Source organism: Streptomyces sp. RLA131 (assembly GCF_056270125.1).
In genome coordinates this window covers 5,212,521-5,227,763 of sequence record NZ_JBWDOQ010000002.1, presented here as the reverse complement: position 1 = coordinate 5,227,763, position 15,243 = coordinate 5,212,521, and the positions used below count along the sequence as shown (strand labels likewise).

General features: G+C 70.6%; 17 protein-coding genes. 2 read left to right on the top strand and 15 right to left on the bottom strand.

The window, feature by feature from the left end:
* Positions 1–18: 18 nt before the first annotated feature.
* The gene (locus RWE79_RS24810; protein WP_475942264.1) at positions 19–687 is read right to left on the bottom strand and encodes a prepilin peptidase; all 669 of its coding nucleotides are present in this window, start codon (positions 685–687) and stop codon (positions 19–21) included.
* 36 nt (positions 688–723) lie between these two features.
* Between RWE79_RS24810 and RWE79_RS24805 the strand changes: the two genes are divergently transcribed.
* Positions 724–1,095 (top strand): DUF192 domain-containing protein, encoded by a 372-nt coding sequence (locus RWE79_RS24805; protein ID WP_475942263.1) that lies wholly within the window; start codon positions 724–726, stop codon positions 1,093–1,095.
* A 39-nt stretch (positions 1,096–1,134) separates the two neighbouring features.
* Here the strand turns inward: RWE79_RS24805 and RWE79_RS24800 are convergent, their stop codons facing one another.
* The 14 genes from RWE79_RS24800 to RWE79_RS24735 form a co-directional block, all read right to left on the bottom strand.
* Positions 1,135–1,620 (bottom strand): DUF3592 domain-containing protein, encoded by a 486-nt coding sequence (locus RWE79_RS24800; RefSeq protein ID WP_475942262.1) that lies wholly within the window; start codon positions 1,618–1,620, stop codon positions 1,135–1,137.
* 433 nt (positions 1,621–2,053) lie between these two features.
* Positions 2,054–2,608 (bottom strand): Uma2 family endonuclease, encoded by a 555-nt coding sequence (locus tag RWE79_RS24795; protein WP_475942261.1) that lies wholly within the window; start codon positions 2,606–2,608, stop codon positions 2,054–2,056.
* Positions 2,609–2,697: 89 nt separating this feature from the next.
* Positions 2,698–3,348 carry an OmpA family protein gene (locus tag RWE79_RS24790; RefSeq protein ID WP_475942260.1) on the bottom strand — a complete coding sequence of 217 codons (651 nt, stop codon included), beginning with the start codon at positions 3,346–3,348 and terminating at the stop codon, positions 2,698–2,700.
* A 3-nt stretch (positions 3,349–3,351) separates the two neighbouring features.
* A complete protein-coding gene (locus tag RWE79_RS24785) occupies positions 3,352–3,951 on the bottom strand; it encodes a hypothetical protein (protein ID WP_475942259.1) in 600 nt (199 codons plus the stop codon).
* Positions 3,952–3,965: 14 nt separating this feature from the next.
* The gene (locus tag RWE79_RS24780; RefSeq protein WP_475946078.1) at positions 3,966–4,520 is read right to left on the bottom strand and encodes a pilus assembly protein TadG-related protein; all 555 of its coding nucleotides are present in this window, start codon (positions 4,518–4,520) and stop codon (positions 3,966–3,968) included.
* A gap of 32 nt (positions 4,521–4,552) precedes the next feature.
* Positions 4,553–4,759 carry a hypothetical protein gene (locus RWE79_RS24775; protein WP_475942258.1) on the bottom strand — a complete coding sequence of 69 codons (207 nt, stop codon included), beginning with the start codon at positions 4,757–4,759 and terminating at the stop codon, positions 4,553–4,555.
* Between the two features lie 261 nt (positions 4,760–5,020).
* Entirely contained in the window at positions 5,021–5,929 is a 909-nt protein-coding gene (locus RWE79_RS24770; protein ID WP_475942257.1) for a DUF5936 domain-containing protein, read from the bottom strand.
* Complete coding sequence (locus RWE79_RS24765; RefSeq protein WP_475942256.1) at positions 5,929–6,867, bottom strand: type II secretion system F family protein; 939 nt, start codon at positions 6,865–6,867, stop codon at positions 5,929–5,931. Before RWE79_RS24765 ends, RWE79_RS24770 begins: the two co-directional genes overlap by 1 nt.
* A gap of 2 nt (positions 6,868–6,869) precedes the next feature.
* Positions 6,870–8,210: a CpaF family protein gene (locus RWE79_RS24760; RefSeq protein ID WP_475942255.1), complete on the bottom strand. Its 1,341-nt coding sequence runs from the start codon at positions 8,208–8,210 to the stop codon at positions 6,870–6,872.
* Positions 8,207–8,611: a TadE/TadG family type IV pilus assembly protein gene (locus tag RWE79_RS24755; protein WP_475942254.1), complete on the bottom strand. Its 405-nt coding sequence runs from the start codon at positions 8,609–8,611 to the stop codon at positions 8,207–8,209. Before RWE79_RS24755 ends, RWE79_RS24760 begins: the two co-directional genes overlap by 4 nt.
* On the bottom strand, positions 8,608–10,185 hold the full coding sequence (locus RWE79_RS24750; RefSeq protein WP_475942253.1) for a CpaE/TadZ family protein: 1,578 nt from the start codon (positions 10,183–10,185) through the stop codon (positions 8,608–8,610). Before RWE79_RS24750 ends, RWE79_RS24755 begins: the two co-directional genes overlap by 4 nt.
* A 40-nt stretch (positions 10,186–10,225) precedes the next feature.
* A complete protein-coding gene (cpaB, locus tag RWE79_RS24745) occupies positions 10,226–10,939 on the bottom strand; it encodes a Flp pilus assembly protein CpaB (RefSeq protein WP_475942252.1) in 714 nt (237 codons plus the stop codon).
* Positions 10,940–10,951: 12 nt separating this feature from the next.
* Positions 10,952–11,806, bottom strand: a complete 855-nt coding sequence (locus tag RWE79_RS24740) for a hypothetical protein (RefSeq protein ID WP_475942251.1) — start codon at positions 11,804–11,806, stop codon at positions 10,952–10,954.
* 298 nt (positions 11,807–12,104) lie between these two features.
* Entirely contained in the window at positions 12,105–13,577 is a 1,473-nt protein-coding gene (locus RWE79_RS24735) for an NF041680 family putative transposase (protein ID WP_475938232.1), read from the bottom strand.
* Between the two features lie 97 nt (positions 13,578–13,674).
* Here RWE79_RS24735 and RWE79_RS24730 point away from each other — a divergent pair, with 97 nt between their 5' ends.
* A complete protein-coding gene (locus RWE79_RS24730) occupies positions 13,675–15,174 on the top strand; it encodes a chitinase (RefSeq protein ID WP_475946076.1) in 1,500 nt (499 codons plus the stop codon).
* Positions 15,175–15,243: the final 69 nt, after the last annotated feature.

Below are 15,243 nucleotides of genomic sequence, written 5' to 3'. Positions count from 1 at the left end.
CGTCACCCGTTCGCCACCCTACCGGGTACCCAGCAGCAGCCCGCCGAGCGCCCCCGCGAGCATGAAGGGTCCAAAGGGGATGGCCGTCCCGCGGTCCGCCCTGCGCAGCGCCAGCAGCACCAGCCCGGCCACCGCGCCGAGTACGAAGGCCGTGAACGTACCGGCGACGACCGCGCCCCAGCCGTACCAGCCCAGGGAGGTGCCCAGCACCGGGGCGAGCTTGACGTCGCCGAAACCCATCCCGGCGGGAGAGATCAGGTGGAGGAGGAAGTAGAGGGCGAGCAGCACCGCCCCGCCCAGCAGCGCGCGCGGCCAGGAACCCGCGTGGGCGGGCAGCAGCGCGCAGACCCCGAGCCCGGCCGCCGTGCCGGCCGTCATGGGCAGCGTCAGCACGTCCGGCAGCCGCAGCACCGCCAGGTCCACCCGGGCCAGCAGCACCCCGGCCGGGACCAGCAGCAGCCACACCGCCAGCTCGGGCCGTCCGCCCACCCGCAGGGCCAGCGCCGCGCACGCCACCGCGCACACCGCCGCGAGCGGCACCCCGCCCGGCCCGGGCCCGACCCAGCCCCGGGCGGCCCGCCACGGCTGTCCGGGCTCGACGGCCAGCCGGTACGCGGCCCGCGGCAGCAACAGGGCCCCCGCCGCCGATCCCCAGACGGCCGCCGCCACAGTGAGATAGACAGACACCACGCCGACGCTACTACTCGGAGGGACCAACTCCCCATGGCCCGCTGGCGGGACGGAAACGCGACACTGACGATCGCCGGCGCCGCGGCGGTCGCGGTACCGCTGCGGATCGCCGCCTCCTACCGGGCCCGTACCCGTGGCCTGCTCGGCCGCGACGGCCTGACCGGGGCCCTGCTGCTGACCCCGGCGTCGAGCATCCACACCCTGGGGATGCGCTTTCCCATCGACGTCGCCTACCTGGACCGGCGGCTGCGGGTACTGGCCGTCCGCACGATGCCGCCGGGGCGGCTCGGCCGGCCACGGCTGCGGGCACGTCACGTCCTGGAGTCGGAGGCGGGCACGATGGCGGCCTGGGGCCTGCGGGCGGGCATGAGCGTGGAGGTGGCCATCGGCCCGTCCGGCGACTGAGGAACAGCGCGGCCGAAGGCCGCGGTCGCGGCCGCGACCCTAGAAGCCCGAGTCGGGGTCGCCGGACAGGCCGTGCATCATGCTGAACCCCGCCACCCCGAACCCGACCACGACCACCAGGAACATCCCCAGCACCAGCAGCGTCGACGCCGCCTCCGCGAAGGGCGCCCGCGCGCCCTCCCGCACCACTGTGGCCCGCTCCGGCCGTTCCGGCAGGTACGCCACGGTCAGGTGGTCGCCCTCGATCGTCGTGGACGGCACCGACTCGTCCTCGAACCGCACCTGCCGTCCCTGCTCCGCCGTGAACTCGATGACGAACACCTGATGCGACCGCACCGACCCGTCCCCCGTGCCGCGCGTCCGCGTATAGGCCCGCACACACCGGCCCTCCGCCCGCAGCCCGCCGCTCAGCGCCCTGCTGCTCCACCGCGCCCGCCCGACGACCTTCGCCATCATCACCAGCATCGCCAGCGCGATCACGGACAGCAGCCCGAGGAACACCACCGGAAAGACATCGTCGTCCATGACCCAGAAACCCCCGTAAGTCCCGCGATCCGTATGCCGTTTCGGGTACGGAGACCGGCTGCGGCCCCACGTGGTTCCCGCGCGGCCCCGGCGGGCTGCCGAACCTCTGGTTCCGGTTGCAGATACTCCGCGCACTCGCGGAAAAGAAAACGGGCCGGTTCGCAGGGGGGGGAGAGCGAACCGGCCCGAGGGGGGCTTCCAAGGTACCGCTTGTGAGCTGGCCTTCTGCGCCAACGGCATGAGGGACATGTGAAAGTTCCCTTGACAAGAACGCTCATCCAGCGCCTTCCTTGTCACAAAATGCAGCCTTTAGAGCGACATTCCCGCTCCACACAAGTCCGCAACGTGCCCGACACGTAACTCCATGTGTCCACCCGCTTGGCGAAGCCTTTACGGGCCCAGCCGCGCCCTTCACCCGTACGAGTGAAGGGCGTCAGTAGGTGGGGAAGACCGACGTGTCCACGGTCCAGCTCGCGAGGCCGACCGTGTCCCCGAAGGCGAAGGTCGTGCGGGTGCGGTACCGCCCACCCTCAGGGTTGGACAGTATTTCGCCGGTTCCCTGGCGGGGATCAACGATGAGGTACCAGCCGATACCCATCACCGCGTAGTCGCGGACCTTGCCCATGTAGTCGTTCTCAGGATTCGACTTGCAGACGACCTCGACCACGGCGAGGACATCGCGGGGATGCACGGCATCACCCGACTCCAGAACCGTCTCGGGGAAGACCATGAGGTCCGGGCGCCGCTCGATACCGGCCTCCGGGTCCTCAAGGTCGGCCCCGCCGTGCGCGATGACTCCGGGCAACGTCAGTTCGAGCTGCGCGTCCAGCTGCCGTCCCAGCCGGCGCACCACAAGCTCGTGCGGGTTGGACTCGGACGGCGACATCATCAGGACAATCTGGTCACCGCTGATCTCGATCGCGCGCACCTGGGGCGGGGCATGCTCAGCGAGCTGGTCGGCGATGGCGCGCATCTTCGCGTACTCCACGACGGACTCCCTGGATGATCGCGCTGCTCCCAGTCCATGATCCGTAGCCGACAGGCACGTGATCGCTCGCCGCGCGGCGGGACGGCGACTCAGGAGGCCGAGGGCGGGGTGAAGGTGATCTCGACCCGCCGGTTCTGCCTGCGGCCCGACTCGGTGGAGTTGTCCGCGATCGGGTAGTCCTCGCTGTATCCCCGCACCTGGAAGGAGTACGTGTCCCCACCGGCCGAGTCCAGCGCCGAGGCCAGGATCGTGTAGACCGCGTCCGCCCGGTTCTTCGACAGCGCCTTGCCGTGCTCGTACGACCCGAGGTTGTCCGTGAAGCCGAAGACCCGGATCGGTGACGTGACGTTCTTGTCGGCGATGTCCGACGCGATCGCCTTGATCCGGGACGTGGCGGTCGAGCTGAGCTTCGCGCTGTTCTTGCCGAACAGGACATCCGCCTGAAGGGCGTACGTCACCGTGGAGTTGGACTCCTCGTGCCGCTCCTCCCCGTCATCGGCAGTGGCGTTCCTGGAGCTGGAGGAGTCCGTCACCGAGATGATGTCCAGGACCTTGGGCGCCGCCAGCGTCGCCCCCTCCGGCAGCTCCAGGTCCGAATCACCCGTGTCGATCCTGGTCGGCGCGCTCGCACTCGGCTGCGCCGTCGGATTGCCGTCCGCACGCGCCGTCACCGGCATCAGGAAGAGCGTCAGCACGGCAGCCGTGGCCACCGCGGCACTCCCGGTTCCAGCCTGGGGCATGGCTCACCCCTCCGAGATCTCGATATTGGCCGGGGGCATCGTCGGCAACTGGAACTGCACCTGCGTGGTGGACGCGGGCGGAGCGGGGAACTGGGCGAAGAACGGGCGTGTCTCGCCGGGCTTGATGCCGATGAGCTTGGTCGTGCACAGGCACACGCCATCCGTGTCACGCAGGACGTAGTAGCGCTTCTTGCCCGCGAGATCGACGAGCATAGCGCCCGCAACCGAGGCCCCTGATTTGGCGATGTCGAGTTGCTGGCCGATCCAGTTCGTGGCGTTGAACGAATCCGTACCGCTGTTGGTGATGCTGCCCTCTATCGTCACGAAGCCGCCTGAGTCACGGGTGGCCTCGGTGACGGTGACGACGATGTCCTTCTCCCCCTTGATCTGGGCGAGCGTCTCGGTCGGATCAGCCGTTGGCGATGACGAGGACGAGTCCGAGCCGCCGTTCTTGTGCGTGGCGCTGCTCGTGGTCTGCGACTTACCGCTGGACTTCTTGTTCCCGTCACCGCCGCCGCACCCCGTCAACACCACGGCAACGACCGTTGCGGCCAACGCCGTTGTCATCGCCCTGCGGCCACGCGCCCGCTGTTGGGTGCCCATGGGTCCCCCGTTCGTCATTCGCTGAGATGGACGGAGAAGAACTCCGCCAGGTTCAGTGTGAAGTCGCCAGCAGTGGGATCCACGGACACCCGGTCGCCCTTACAAGTGAACCTGACGACCTTCCCCTCGGTGTCCTCAGCGGTGCACCGGGGCTCGACGACCCCGGTCGCCGTGGCTTTGGCGTGCATGGTCTCGGTGCCGTCGACCACCGACTTGCCCACCGTCCCCTGGGTCTTCACGTCCACCTTGTATCCGGGCGGCCCGCTGACCTGCGCGCATCCCGTCCGATCCGCTTTGTTGTCGTTCGCCAAGGTGCCGGCGGCATCACAGGCGCCGTCCCCTGTCATGCCCTTGCCGCTGAGAAGGTCGTTCAACTTGTCGACGTCACCCGCTTCGAGGGCAGCGAGGAACTGGTCCTCGATGCCGTCGCGCATGGCACGAGCAGCGCCGAGAGCCGCCGCGTCGGCTGCCGTCTGCGCGCTGTTACGGGTGACGCTGGCCTGGCCGACGGCGAAGAACGCGAAGGCGAGGAAGAACAACGCGGCTACCGCGACGATGTAGATGCCCAGGGTCTGCCCGCTGTCGCCGCATCCGCGCTGGCTCAGCCGGCGTCGATGATGTCCTGGATCTTGTCTAGGATTCCGTTCAGCACAGCCGTTCCGATATCCGTCGTGCCCGCCAGCACTCCGATGATCACGGCGATCACCACCGCGATCCCCAGGTACTCGAACGACGTCTGGCCCCGGTCGCCTTCGGCTGTGGACCGTGTCCACAGCGCCAACATCCGCTTCGCAACCCATCTGCTCATCACTGCAGCTCCCTGCTTCCGTTACCGGATGAAAACCGGCAGTCACGCCCCATGCGCGGCGCCGGGTCTCGCGAACGCCAGGGGCGGCGCTGTCGACGACGAGGTCCTCCACGGCGCACCGCCTCTCACCGCTGGCGCTGATTGCAGGTGCAAATTTGGTTGCGAGTGCAAATGTACACCGCAACCGCCGCCTTCCGCAGCCCATTCCGGGCCAACTGGTGCACCCAATATGACGGCTGTCGTCACTACCCACCACCCTCCTCAGCCATTCCCGAAGAGGTCGCTGAAGTTGATACGGGATCCGAGGATGGTGCCGGTCATCAGAAGAATCATGGTCGCCGGGACGAGGAGCGTGGTGATGACGCCGGTCGCGCGCGGGACCGTACGGGCGGCGCGGCGGCGGGCGTTCTGGGCTTCGGTGCGCCGCATGTCCTGGGCGATCTGCAGGAGGGTGCGGGCGATGGGGGCGCCGAGTTCCTCGCCCTGCTGGAGAGCGGTGACGAACTGGCTCACCTGGTCGCTGCGGTTGCGGCGGCGGAGCTGGTCGAAGGCGTCGCGGCGGCTCATGCCGACGTCCATCTGGCGCAGGGCCACGCGGATCTCGTCGGACCAGGGGCCGGTGTAGATGGTGGAGACCCGCTCCAGGGCCTGGCGGAAGCCGAGTCCGGAGCTGACGACGACGGCGAGGACGTCGAGGAAGTCGGGGAGGGTGCGCTCGATCTCGTCGCGGCGTCTGCGGACGGCGAGCCAGATGCCCAGGTCGGTCCAGCCGAGGCCGTACGCGATCATGACCAGGGCCAGCATCCAGTGGCCGGCCCGCAGCAGGACGAGGGCGGCCAGCGCGCCCAGGGCGCCGTAGACCGCGCGGCGGGCGGCGTATCGGTCGACGGTGAGGCCGTAGGGGTGGCCGGCGTGGTCGATGCGGGCGCGGACCTTGTTGACCCGGGCGGGGCCCATGAGCCGCAGTACGCGGGGGGCCCAGCGGATGCCCAGGCGGTCGACGGCGTTGCCCACCGCGGTGGTGCGGGTGCGGCCGACCTCGAGGGCGAGTTGGAGGTCGGAGGGGAGCTTGACCTCGGAGCGGTAGAGGCCGATGCCGTAGACGACGCCGGTGACGCCGAGCGCCATCAGCAGTGCCAGGGCGAGGCCGATGAGGAGGGTCATGGACATCACACGTCGATCCGGGACATGCGCCGGATGAGGGCGAAGCCGACGACGTACAGCACGAGGGCGACCAGCACCGCGATCCGGCCCGCGCCGGAGCCGGTCATGGCGCTGAGCGAGCCCGGCATGATCTGGTTGAGCAGCAGCAGGGAGCCGATGCCGATCACGGGGACCGCGTAGGCGGTGACGGTGACCTGGGACATCTGGGTGCGGATCTCCCGCCGGGTCTCCTTGCGTTCCTCCAGGGTGACCGTCAGGTTCCGCAGGGACTCCACGACGGAGCCGCCGGCCCGGCTGCTGAGCACCAGCGTGGAGACCAGCACGACGAGTTCGCGGCTGGGCAGGCGTTCGCGCAGTTCGTCGAGGGCGTCCTCGATGGAGTGGCCGAGGGCCAGCGCGTAGGCCACCTGTTTGAACTCCTCGCCCGCCGGGGCCTCGAGTTCCTCCGCCGCCATGCCCACGGCCGTGCGCAGCGCGAGCCCGGCCTGGGTGGCGTTGGCCAGGACGCGGGAGAGTTCGGGGAGCTGGGCGATGAAGCGTTCGTTGCGCACGCGCTGCCGCCAGCTCAGGAAGGAGCTGGCGGACCAGCCCGCCAGCAGGGCCGCGATCGGGCCGAAGAAGGGGGCGAGGACGACATGGGCGAGGATCCAGGCGCCGCCGACGACACCCACGGCGGCGGCGACGAACTGGCCGGGGGTGAGGTCGGTACCGGTGGCGGCGAGGCGTCCGGCGAGGCGGCGGCCCCAGGTGGTGCGGCGGACCCGGCGGTCGAGGCCGGCGAAGGGGGCGGTGCGGCTCCGGCCGCCCGGGATGTCGGCGAGGCGGTCGACGAGGGCGGCGCGGTCGGCGCGGCCGCCGGACCAGGCATGCAGCCCCCACACGCCCAGGATCAGGGCGAGGGCGCTGATCGCGAGGGCGAGGTACGCCAGTTGGCCGGAAGTCATCGCTACTTGGCCTCTCTGCTGGCGAGTTCGAGCTCGCTCTCGCCGATACCGTACGCGGCGGGGACGTGTTCGCCGGACAGGTAGAGCCGCTCGGCCAGTTCGCGGGGCACGGGGTGGTGCTCGTACCAGCCCCGGACGATGCGGTCGGCGCCCAGCGGTTCGGCGCGGAAGCGGGTGGCGGTGGTGAGCCGGAAGGTGTCCCGGCCGCGGGAGGACAGGGCTGCGATCTCGGAGATCCGGCGGGTGCCGTCGACGTCCCGGCGGAGCTGGACGATGATGTCGACGGCGCTGTTGATCTGGTCGCGCAGCGCCTCGAAGGGGATCTTGACCTCGGCCATGGAGGCGAGGGTCTGCAGGCGCAGCACGGCGTCCTCGGCGGAGTTGGCGTGGACGGTGGCGAGCGAGCCGTCGTGGCCGGTGGACATGGCCTGGAGCATGTCGAGGGTCTCGCCGCCGCGGACCTCGCCGACGATGATGCGGTCGGGGCGCATGCGCAGCGAGTTGCGGACCAGGTCGCGGATGGTGATGCGGCCCTCGCCCTCGACGTTGGGCGGGCGGGTCTCCAGACGTATGACGTGCTCCTGTTGGAGCTGGAGTTCGGCGGCGTCCTCGACGGTGATGATGCGCTCGATCTCGGGGATCAGGCCGGAGAGCGAGTTCAGGAGCGTGGTCTTGCCGGAGCCGGTGCCGCCGCTGACGATGATGTTGAAGCGGGCCCTGACCAGGGCGGCGAGCAGCATCAGCATGTGCTCGTCCAGCGTGCCGAGGCCGATCAGTTCGTTGAGGGTGTACGCGCGGGGGAAGCGGCGGATGGTCAGGGTGGGGCCGGAGAGGGCGAGCGGCGGGATGATGACGTTGACGCGCTCGCCGGACGGCAGCCGGGCGTCGACCATCGGATTGGACTCGTCGACCCGGCGGTTGACGGTCGAGACGATGCGCTCGATGGTCTGGAGCAGCTGCTCGGCGGAGCTGAAACGGGCGGCGACCTGCTCGATACGGCCGCCGCGCTCGATGTAGATCTTGTCGGGGCCGTTGACCATGATCTCGGTGATCGAGGCGTCTTCGAGGAGCGGTTCGAGGATGCCCAGGCCGAGGGCCTCGTCCACGACCCGGCGGATGATGCCGGTGCGTTCCTTCGGGGAGAGCACCGGGCCCTCGCGGCTGATGATGTGGCCGAGGACCCGCTCCAGGCGAAGCCGGCGTTCGGCCGCGGCCAGCGCCGACATCTCGGCGAGGTCGATCTCCTGGAGGAGCTTGGCCCGGTACACGGCGACGAGATGGCCCTCCTGGGTCTGGGGGGCGCTGTCGTCGGCTGCCGTGCCGAGGCGGTCGCGGAGGCTCATGGGGTGGTGGTGTCCTCCTTCGGCATGGTGGCGGAGCGGCTCACGGAGTTCAGGCCCAGCCCCGGGATGATCGAGGGGATCCGCACGGTCGCGGTCGCGGTCACCTGGTCGCCGGTGTCCTCGGTGGCGATCCGCGCGTCCAGCCAGTCGCTGACGGCTTCGGTGCCGGCGGCCTGGCCGCTGATCGGCGGGTCGTAGCGGGCCTCCATCCGGGCGGCGGCGCGGGCGGCGGTCCCCGCCTGGCTCGCGGTGTAGGCGACCAGGCCGAGCTGTACCCCGGCCAGGGCGATGAGCAGCAGGATCGGCAGGACCCCGAGGAACTCCAGGGAGGCGCTCCCCCGCTCCCGGCCGGAAGCCGGGCCGAGGCCCGGGCCGGTGGCAGGGCCGCGGTGCCGCCTCACCGGTCGTCCTCCTCGTCGACGGCCGAGGCGTGGCCGTGGATCCACGACGGGAAGTCGATGGCGCCGGGGAACAGTACGGGGACCTTGAGGCCGACGGTCACGGAGACCATGCCGTTCGCCCGCTCGACGCCGACCGCCTGCATCTGCCAGGCCCCGGGTATGTCCTCGGCGGCGGCCGCCTGCGCGCTGTCGCCGACCGCGGCCGCGCGGGCCGCCTGGTCGGCGGCGTTGCCGGCCAGGGTGAAGGTGTAACCGGCCAGTACGGCCTGCCAGATCAGGATGAGGGTGATCAGGATGACCGGGGTCATGCCCAGGGTCTCCAGGGTGACCTGGCCCCGGTCGCCGCGTTCGGCCCGGTCGCCGCGTCTGCCCCGGCGGGCCGGCCGCGCGGCGGCGTGCCCGGGTGCGACGAGCCCGAGTTCGGCGGCCAGGGACCACAGGCCCTGCTTGACGGTCGAGCGGTTGTCGAGGTCCTGGAGCCGTCCGGCGTCCACGACGGCCTGGAGTTCCTTGTAGGCGGCCGGGACGACGGAGGCGGCGACCCGGGTGCCCGTGATGCGGGCGATGAGCGAGGGCTGGATCTCGGTGGCCCGGGTGTACCGGTTGACGACGGCGGTGATGTCCTGCGGCTTGCGGATCTGGAGCCGGTCCCACATACGGACCATGCGCTTGGCGGCGCGTACCGAGACCACGTCCGGCGTGGTGACCAGGACGGCGGTCTCGGCGGTCTCGACGGCGACCGCGTTGGCACTGGTCATCTGGGTGCCGCAGTCGACCACCACGACCTCGTAGCGCTGCCGCAGGGCGTGCAGTACGTGCCGGGCGGCGCGGTCGGTGACCTCCTCGCCGCGTTCGCCGTCACCGGGGGCCAGCAGCAGGGCCGGGCCCGCCTCGTGGACGTACATGGCGTCCTGGAGCACCCGGGAGGTGACGTCGTTGATGTCGGCGAGGTCGGCCATGGAGCGGCGGAACTGAACGTCGAGGTAGGAGGCGATGTCGCCGCCCTGGAGGTCCATGTCGACCAGGGCGGTGGACCTGCCCGCCGCGTGCGCGGCCAGCGCGAGCTGGACGGCGGTGACGGTGGTGCCCACCCCGCCCTTGGCCCCGGCCACGGCGACCAGGAGACCGCCGGCGACGGCCGGCAGGGCCGCCCGCTGGGGCGACAGATGACGCCGTACGCCGGCCGCCCAGCCCGCGGCGGCCTCGATACGGGCGCCCAGTTCGTCGTAGGACAGCGGCAGCGCGACGACGCCCCGGGCGCCGGAGTCCATCGCACCGGCCAGGACGGCGGGGCTGGGCTCCGCGGTCAGCAGCACCACGCCCACCGCGGGGAAGCGCAGCGCGATCTCGCGGATGACCTCAAGGGCCGGCATGGGACTGATGAGGTCGTGGACGACGACGGCCTCGGGGAGTTCGTCGATGCCGGCCTCGGCGGCGCGGGCGAGGGCCTCCAGCAGGGAGGTGGAGTCGGGGAGGGCGGGGGCCGGTTCGGTGCCGGGGAGCTGGTTGAGCAGGCCGGTGAGGGCGCGGGCGGTGTCCGGGTCCGGGGTGCCGGAGAGGATGCGTACGGTCACGGGCGGCCTCCCGGTGGTGCGGCGGCGATGACGACGACGGTCACGAGGTGCCCCCGTCGCCCGCCAGGGTGTACGTGCGGTCGCTCTGGCTCGGTGTGCTGTCGTCCCCGGGCGCGACCAGGGCGAGCCGGACATGGCGGGCGAAGGACTCGGCGAAGGCGACCCGCTGGGCGTTCTCCGCGTCGAGGGCGAAGGTGATGGGGACGCCCCTGCTGGAGGCCCGCGAGGAGTCGGTGTCGGTGTCGAAGGCCTTGATCTCACCGACGTCGATGACCCTGGCACCGGAGACGATGATCTTGGAGACCTCCGGATCGCTGGTCTTGCGCGGCGCGAAGGTCGCGAAGATGTTGACCCTCGACCCGGGGGTGATCTTGCCGGCCACGCCCGTCTCCGCGTCGATCATGATGGCGATCTCCATCTGGCCGGCCTGGAGTTCGGGCCGGGCGGCCACCATGTCGGTCTGGAGCAGCGAGCCGCGCTTGAGCGAGGTGGCGGCGATCTTCCCGTTCACCTCGGACAGTGCCCGTACCGCCGTAGCCGGCAGCCACCGCTCGGGTATCCGCACCGCCTGGAGCTGCGCCCGGGTCACCGTCTCGTACGCCGGTACGTCCTTGGTCAGCCGGTAGGCGGTGACCTTGGGGCCCACCTGGGACCGCGCGTCGCCGATGACCGCGAGCACTCCGGCGAAGGCCGCGGCCGCGCACAGGACGGAGACCACGAGGAGGACGACGCCGCGACGCTGACGTGAATTCATGGGTGTGGGGCCCTATCGCTCTATCGCTCTTGCATCTGTCGCCCGGGCGACCGTCGCCCGCGCACTTCCGGTTGTCACCGGCTGCGGAGTCCTTACCCGCCCATCGACCCTCGCAGAGCAGAAAAGACACTGATCTCCGATGACTTCGAGCCCGCACCAGCCACAGGTGTCCCGCCGCACCGAGGTGACGACCTGGTAGAGCATGCCGACGTCCGCGATGTAGGCGGCGAACTCGACCAGCCGTCCGGTCCCCCACCAGGCCTGCGAGTCCGCCGGCAGCGGCACGTCCCGGGTGTGCTGGGTGCGCCAGGCGCGGGCCAGGGTGCTCCGGACCCAGCCCGGGTCCATGTTGTGGCCGGTGGCGACGGCGAGCTGGGTGTGGAAGGCCGGGCCGGGCGGTACGGAGGCCGGGTCGGAGCCGGCCTCGGTCAGCCGCGGCTCGGGGTGCGCCAGGGCCACGAAGTGCCGTCCGGGGACCAGGGACTTCAGGTGGGCGCCGACCGGCACGTCGATGCGGTCGAGCTTGGACACCGAGCCCAGCAGCGCGCCGCAGTAGAGGTAGTGGGAGAGCAGCCGGGCCGCGCCGGCCAGCACACCGGGCCCCAGGTCGGTGCCGGACAGCTGCCGCAGCTGCTCGGCGAGGAGCCCCGCGGCCAGCGGTGGCAGGTCGACGGGGACGATCGCCACCCGGTCCGCCTCCAGCGCGGCCCGCAGGGTGTGCATCCTGCGCCGTACCGGGTCGTTGGGATCGGGCGGTACGAGGGCGACGAGATGGCCGTACGCCTCCAGGACGGCGACGGTGCGTACGAGGTGCTGTTCGAGCGGGACCGAGAGATCGTTCGCGGTGACCGCCATGACGCTCGACAAACCCGCACCTCCCCGGGACCGGCCTTGAGCGCTGAGCCTATCGGAGGGTAGCGGGACCGGCGCGGAAAGTCGTCGAACACTTGGCTAACTCATCTGTTCCACAAGGGGGAACGGCCGGGGGAACAGCCGGGGAACGCCCAAGGGACGCCCAGCAAACAGGTCTTGACCAATGCAATGGTCTGGACCAGACTGCGTCGCGCGGAGTGGCCACTCCCGCACCGCTTCCACCATCCCCCCATGCCCAACTCCCCGTTTCCCAGGAGGCAGTTGTGGAACGTGCGCTCAGCTTGATCTTTATCTACCAGGATCTTCCAGGCTTGCCGATGGCCTTGAGGGTCTCGGGGCGTTTGACAGTCTTGCCGACGTCGTAGCGGGGTGCCCTGCGTTTGTTCTTGGCGCCGGGTGGCCGTCCGGGCCCAGTGCCTGTGGGTTTGGGAACACGGGTCGGGCAGGCGAGGTGAGCGCGGATGTTCCTGAACCCCCGGCGGACCCGGGCCGGGGTGATCCGGTCGGAGGCGGTGGGTTTCTCCCACGGCCGGCGGAGGTCTGCGGCGAGCGGCCGGGCAAGCCGGAGCTGGGTGTGGGCGACGATCAGAATCCAGGTCCAGCGGTCCGCTGCCTCCGGAGTGCGGAGTTTCGGGGTCGTCCAGCCAAGGGTCTGTTTTGCGAACCTGAACGTGTGCTCAAGGTCGAATCTGCGCAGGTAGACCTGCCAGCAACGGTCGATGTCGTCCGGGGCGGCGCCGGTCTTCGAGGACCACAACCACACCGGCGGAGCGTCCCGTACCTTCGACAGATGCTCGACCTTCAGCCGGACCAAGGTGCCTTCGATCAGGGGAAGTTCGCCTTCGTGGTCGAGCCAGGCGGAGCGGTGTGTGAGCCGGGGGTGGACCCGGTCCCATGCCTGGGTTTCGGCTTTCCCGTAGTTCGTGGTCGCGGTGGCGGTGGTGATCGCGGGTTCGGGCCAGGTCTCCGGCTTGGCGAAGCGGAACTCCGGGCCGTGCTTGGGCGGCCGGCCGTTGACGCCGTGCGTCCGCGGTGGCCTCGGCAGGCGCATGACGCGGTCGGAGCGGACGCGGCCGACCATCTCGACGGGCAGGTCCCGCAGCACCCAGGCCAGGCGGGTGACGTCGTAGCCGGCGTCGGCGACGATGGTGATGTCCGGGTCGCCGGGTTTCCACTGGCCCGCAGTGATGAGCCGTTCGACGACGCCTCGCAGCTGGCCGGCGGTGACGGCGGTCGCGTCGTCCGCCGGGCCGAGCCGGACCACGTCCAGGATCGCGGTCCATGACGTGGCGCCGGACTCCAACACGGCGACGAAGGAGTAGGGCCAGCCCGGAATGAACTGCGACGCCGTCTTCGCCCTGCCGTAGACGTGGCAGAACAGCCGCTCGGCCGAGCACGGCGCGTCCGAACGAAGCCACGGTGACACATCGACCGCCAGGACCAGGCGCCCGCCCTCGAAACGCGGCAGCGGCAGCCCGGCCAGCACCGTCCGCAGCCGATCGACGTCGATCCGGCCGCGATTCAGGCCGCCGTACATCGCTCCGTGCCCACGACGATGCTCGGGCAACAGGGTCAGGTCCACCGGGGACTTCACCGCACCGTCCGCACACAGCACCGCGTCCACCAACTCGAACAACTCATCGCGCCGAGCGGTCAGACACTCGTAGAACTCACCCCGGAAGCGTGACGCCTCCGCGAACGCTTCCCGCCGGACAGCATCAGGCAGCAGACTCACCCTCACGGCCTTCGTCTTGGTCACGTGCATTCCTTGGTCGGAACACACGATCAGACGAAGGCCGCCCGCACGTCCGGCGAATCCCCAGGTGAGCGACTCAGTTCGAGGTGCTGTTCGAGGCCGGCAGATAAAGAACAAGCTCAGAGCGGCAGCCGCCGTGGCCACCGCGGCCCTGGCGGCCGCCGGCCTCGTCGCCACCACGACCGGCACCGCCAAGGCCGCCGACACCAATCCGGTCGTCAACCCCGGATTCGAGAGCGGACTGTCCGGCTGGAGCTGTACGTCGTCCAGCGGCGCCGCTGTCACCAGCCCCGTGCACAGCGGCTCTTCGGCCCTCAGGGCCACCCCGAGCTCGTCCGACAACGCCCAGTGCACCCAGACCGTCAGCGTGAAGCCCGGCTCCAGCTACACGCTCAGCGCCTATGTGCAGGGCAGTTACGTCTACCTCGGCGCCACCGGGACCGGCACCACCGACGTGTCGGCCTGGACGCCCTCGGCGACCTCGTACAGCCTGCTCAGCACCGGCTTCACCACCGGCGCGAGCACCACCTCGGTCACCCTCTACCTGCACGGCTGGTACGCCCAGCCCGCCTACTACGCCGACGACATCAGCCTCACCGGCCCGGCGGGCACCGCCACCCCGACGGCCACCCCGACGGCCACCGCGACCGCCACGGCGACCCCGACGCCAACCGCGACGCCCACCGCGACCGCGACACCCACCGCCACCAGCACCGGTGGCGGTTCACTGCCCCGACACGCCCTCACCGGCTACTGGCAGAACTTCAACAACGGCGCCACCGTCCAGACCATCGCCCAGGTCCAGGACCAGTACGACATCATCGCCGTGGCCTTCGCCGACGCCACGACCACCGCCGGCGCGGTCTCTTTCACCCTCGACCCGGCGCTGAACTACTCGGTGGCGCAGTTCAAGGCGGACATCGCGGCGAAGAAGGCGGCCGGCAAGAAGGTCGTCGTCTCGGTCGGCGGCCAGAACGGCACCGTCGGCGTCAGTGACTCCGCCTCGGCCACGAACTTCGCCAACAGCGTCTACGCGCTGATGCAGACCTACGGCTTCGACGGCGTCGACATCGACCTGGAGAACGGCCTCAACGCCACCTACATGACACAGGCGCTGCGCGCGCTGTCCGCCAGGGCGGGCTCCGGGCTGGTCATCACCATGGCCCCGCAGACCATCGACATGCAGTCCACGTCCAGCGGTTACTTCGCCACCGCCCTCAACATCAAGGACATCCTGACCGTCGTCAACACCCAGTTCTACAACAGCGGTTCCATGAACGGCTGCGACGGCAAGGTCTACTCCCAGGGCACCGTCGACTTCATCACCGCCCTGGCCTGCGTCCAGCTCCAGGGCGGACTGGCCCCCTCCCAGGTCGGCCTGGGGCTGCCCGCATCCACCAGCGCGGCCGGCAGCGGCTATGTGTCGCCCTCCGTGGTGGACGCGGCGCTGGACTGCGTGACCCGGGGCACCAACTGCGGCTCCTTCAAGCCGTCCACCACGTATCCCGCCCTGCGCGGCGCCATGACCTGGTCCACCAACTGGGACGCCTCCAACGGGAACTCCTTCTCCGGCACGGTCGGCGCGCACCTGGACACGCTGCCGTAGCCCCTGCCGGGCCGGGCGGTCCGGGCCCGCCCGGCCCGCCCGGTGACAGCCCGGCGCGGGCCACGGAAG

What these genes read in the sequence shown, in the direction of transcription:
- RWE79_RS24805 (WP_475942263.1), top strand. Translation starts at nt 724, where the DNA reads ATGGCCCGCTGGCGGGACGGAAACGCGACACTGACGATCGCCGGCGCC.
- RWE79_RS24800 (WP_475942262.1), bottom strand. Translation starts at nt 1,620, where the DNA reads ATGGACGACGATGTCTTTCCGGTGGTGTTCCTCGGGCTGCTGTCCGTG.
- RWE79_RS24790 (WP_475942260.1), bottom strand. Translation starts at nt 3,348, where the DNA reads ATGCCCCAGGCTGGAACCGGGAGTGCCGCGGTGGCCACGGCTGCCGTG.
- RWE79_RS24785 (WP_475942259.1), bottom strand. Translation starts at nt 3,951, where the DNA reads ATGGGCACCCAACAGCGGGCGCGTGGCCGCAGGGCGATGACAACGGCG.
- RWE79_RS24775 (WP_475942258.1), bottom strand. Translation starts at nt 4,759, where the DNA reads ATGAGCAGATGGGTTGCGAAGCGGATGTTGGCGCTGTGGACACGGTCC.
- RWE79_RS24770 (WP_475942257.1), bottom strand. Translation starts at nt 5,929, where the DNA reads ATGTCCATGACCCTCCTCATCGGCCTCGCCCTGGCACTGCTGATGGCG.
- RWE79_RS24765 (WP_475942256.1), bottom strand. Translation starts at nt 6,867, where the DNA reads ATGACTTCCGGCCAACTGGCGTACCTCGCCCTCGCGATCAGCGCCCTC.
- RWE79_RS24760 (WP_475942255.1), bottom strand. Translation starts at nt 8,210, where the DNA reads ATGAGCCTCCGCGACCGCCTCGGCACGGCAGCCGACGACAGCGCCCCC.
- cpaB (WP_475942252.1), bottom strand. Translation starts at nt 10,939, where the DNA reads ATGAATTCACGTCAGCGTCGCGGCGTCGTCCTCCTCGTGGTCTCCGTC.
- RWE79_RS24735 (WP_475938232.1), bottom strand. Translation starts at nt 13,577, where the DNA reads ATGCACGTGACCAAGACGAAGGCCGTGAGGGTGAGTCTGCTGCCTGAT.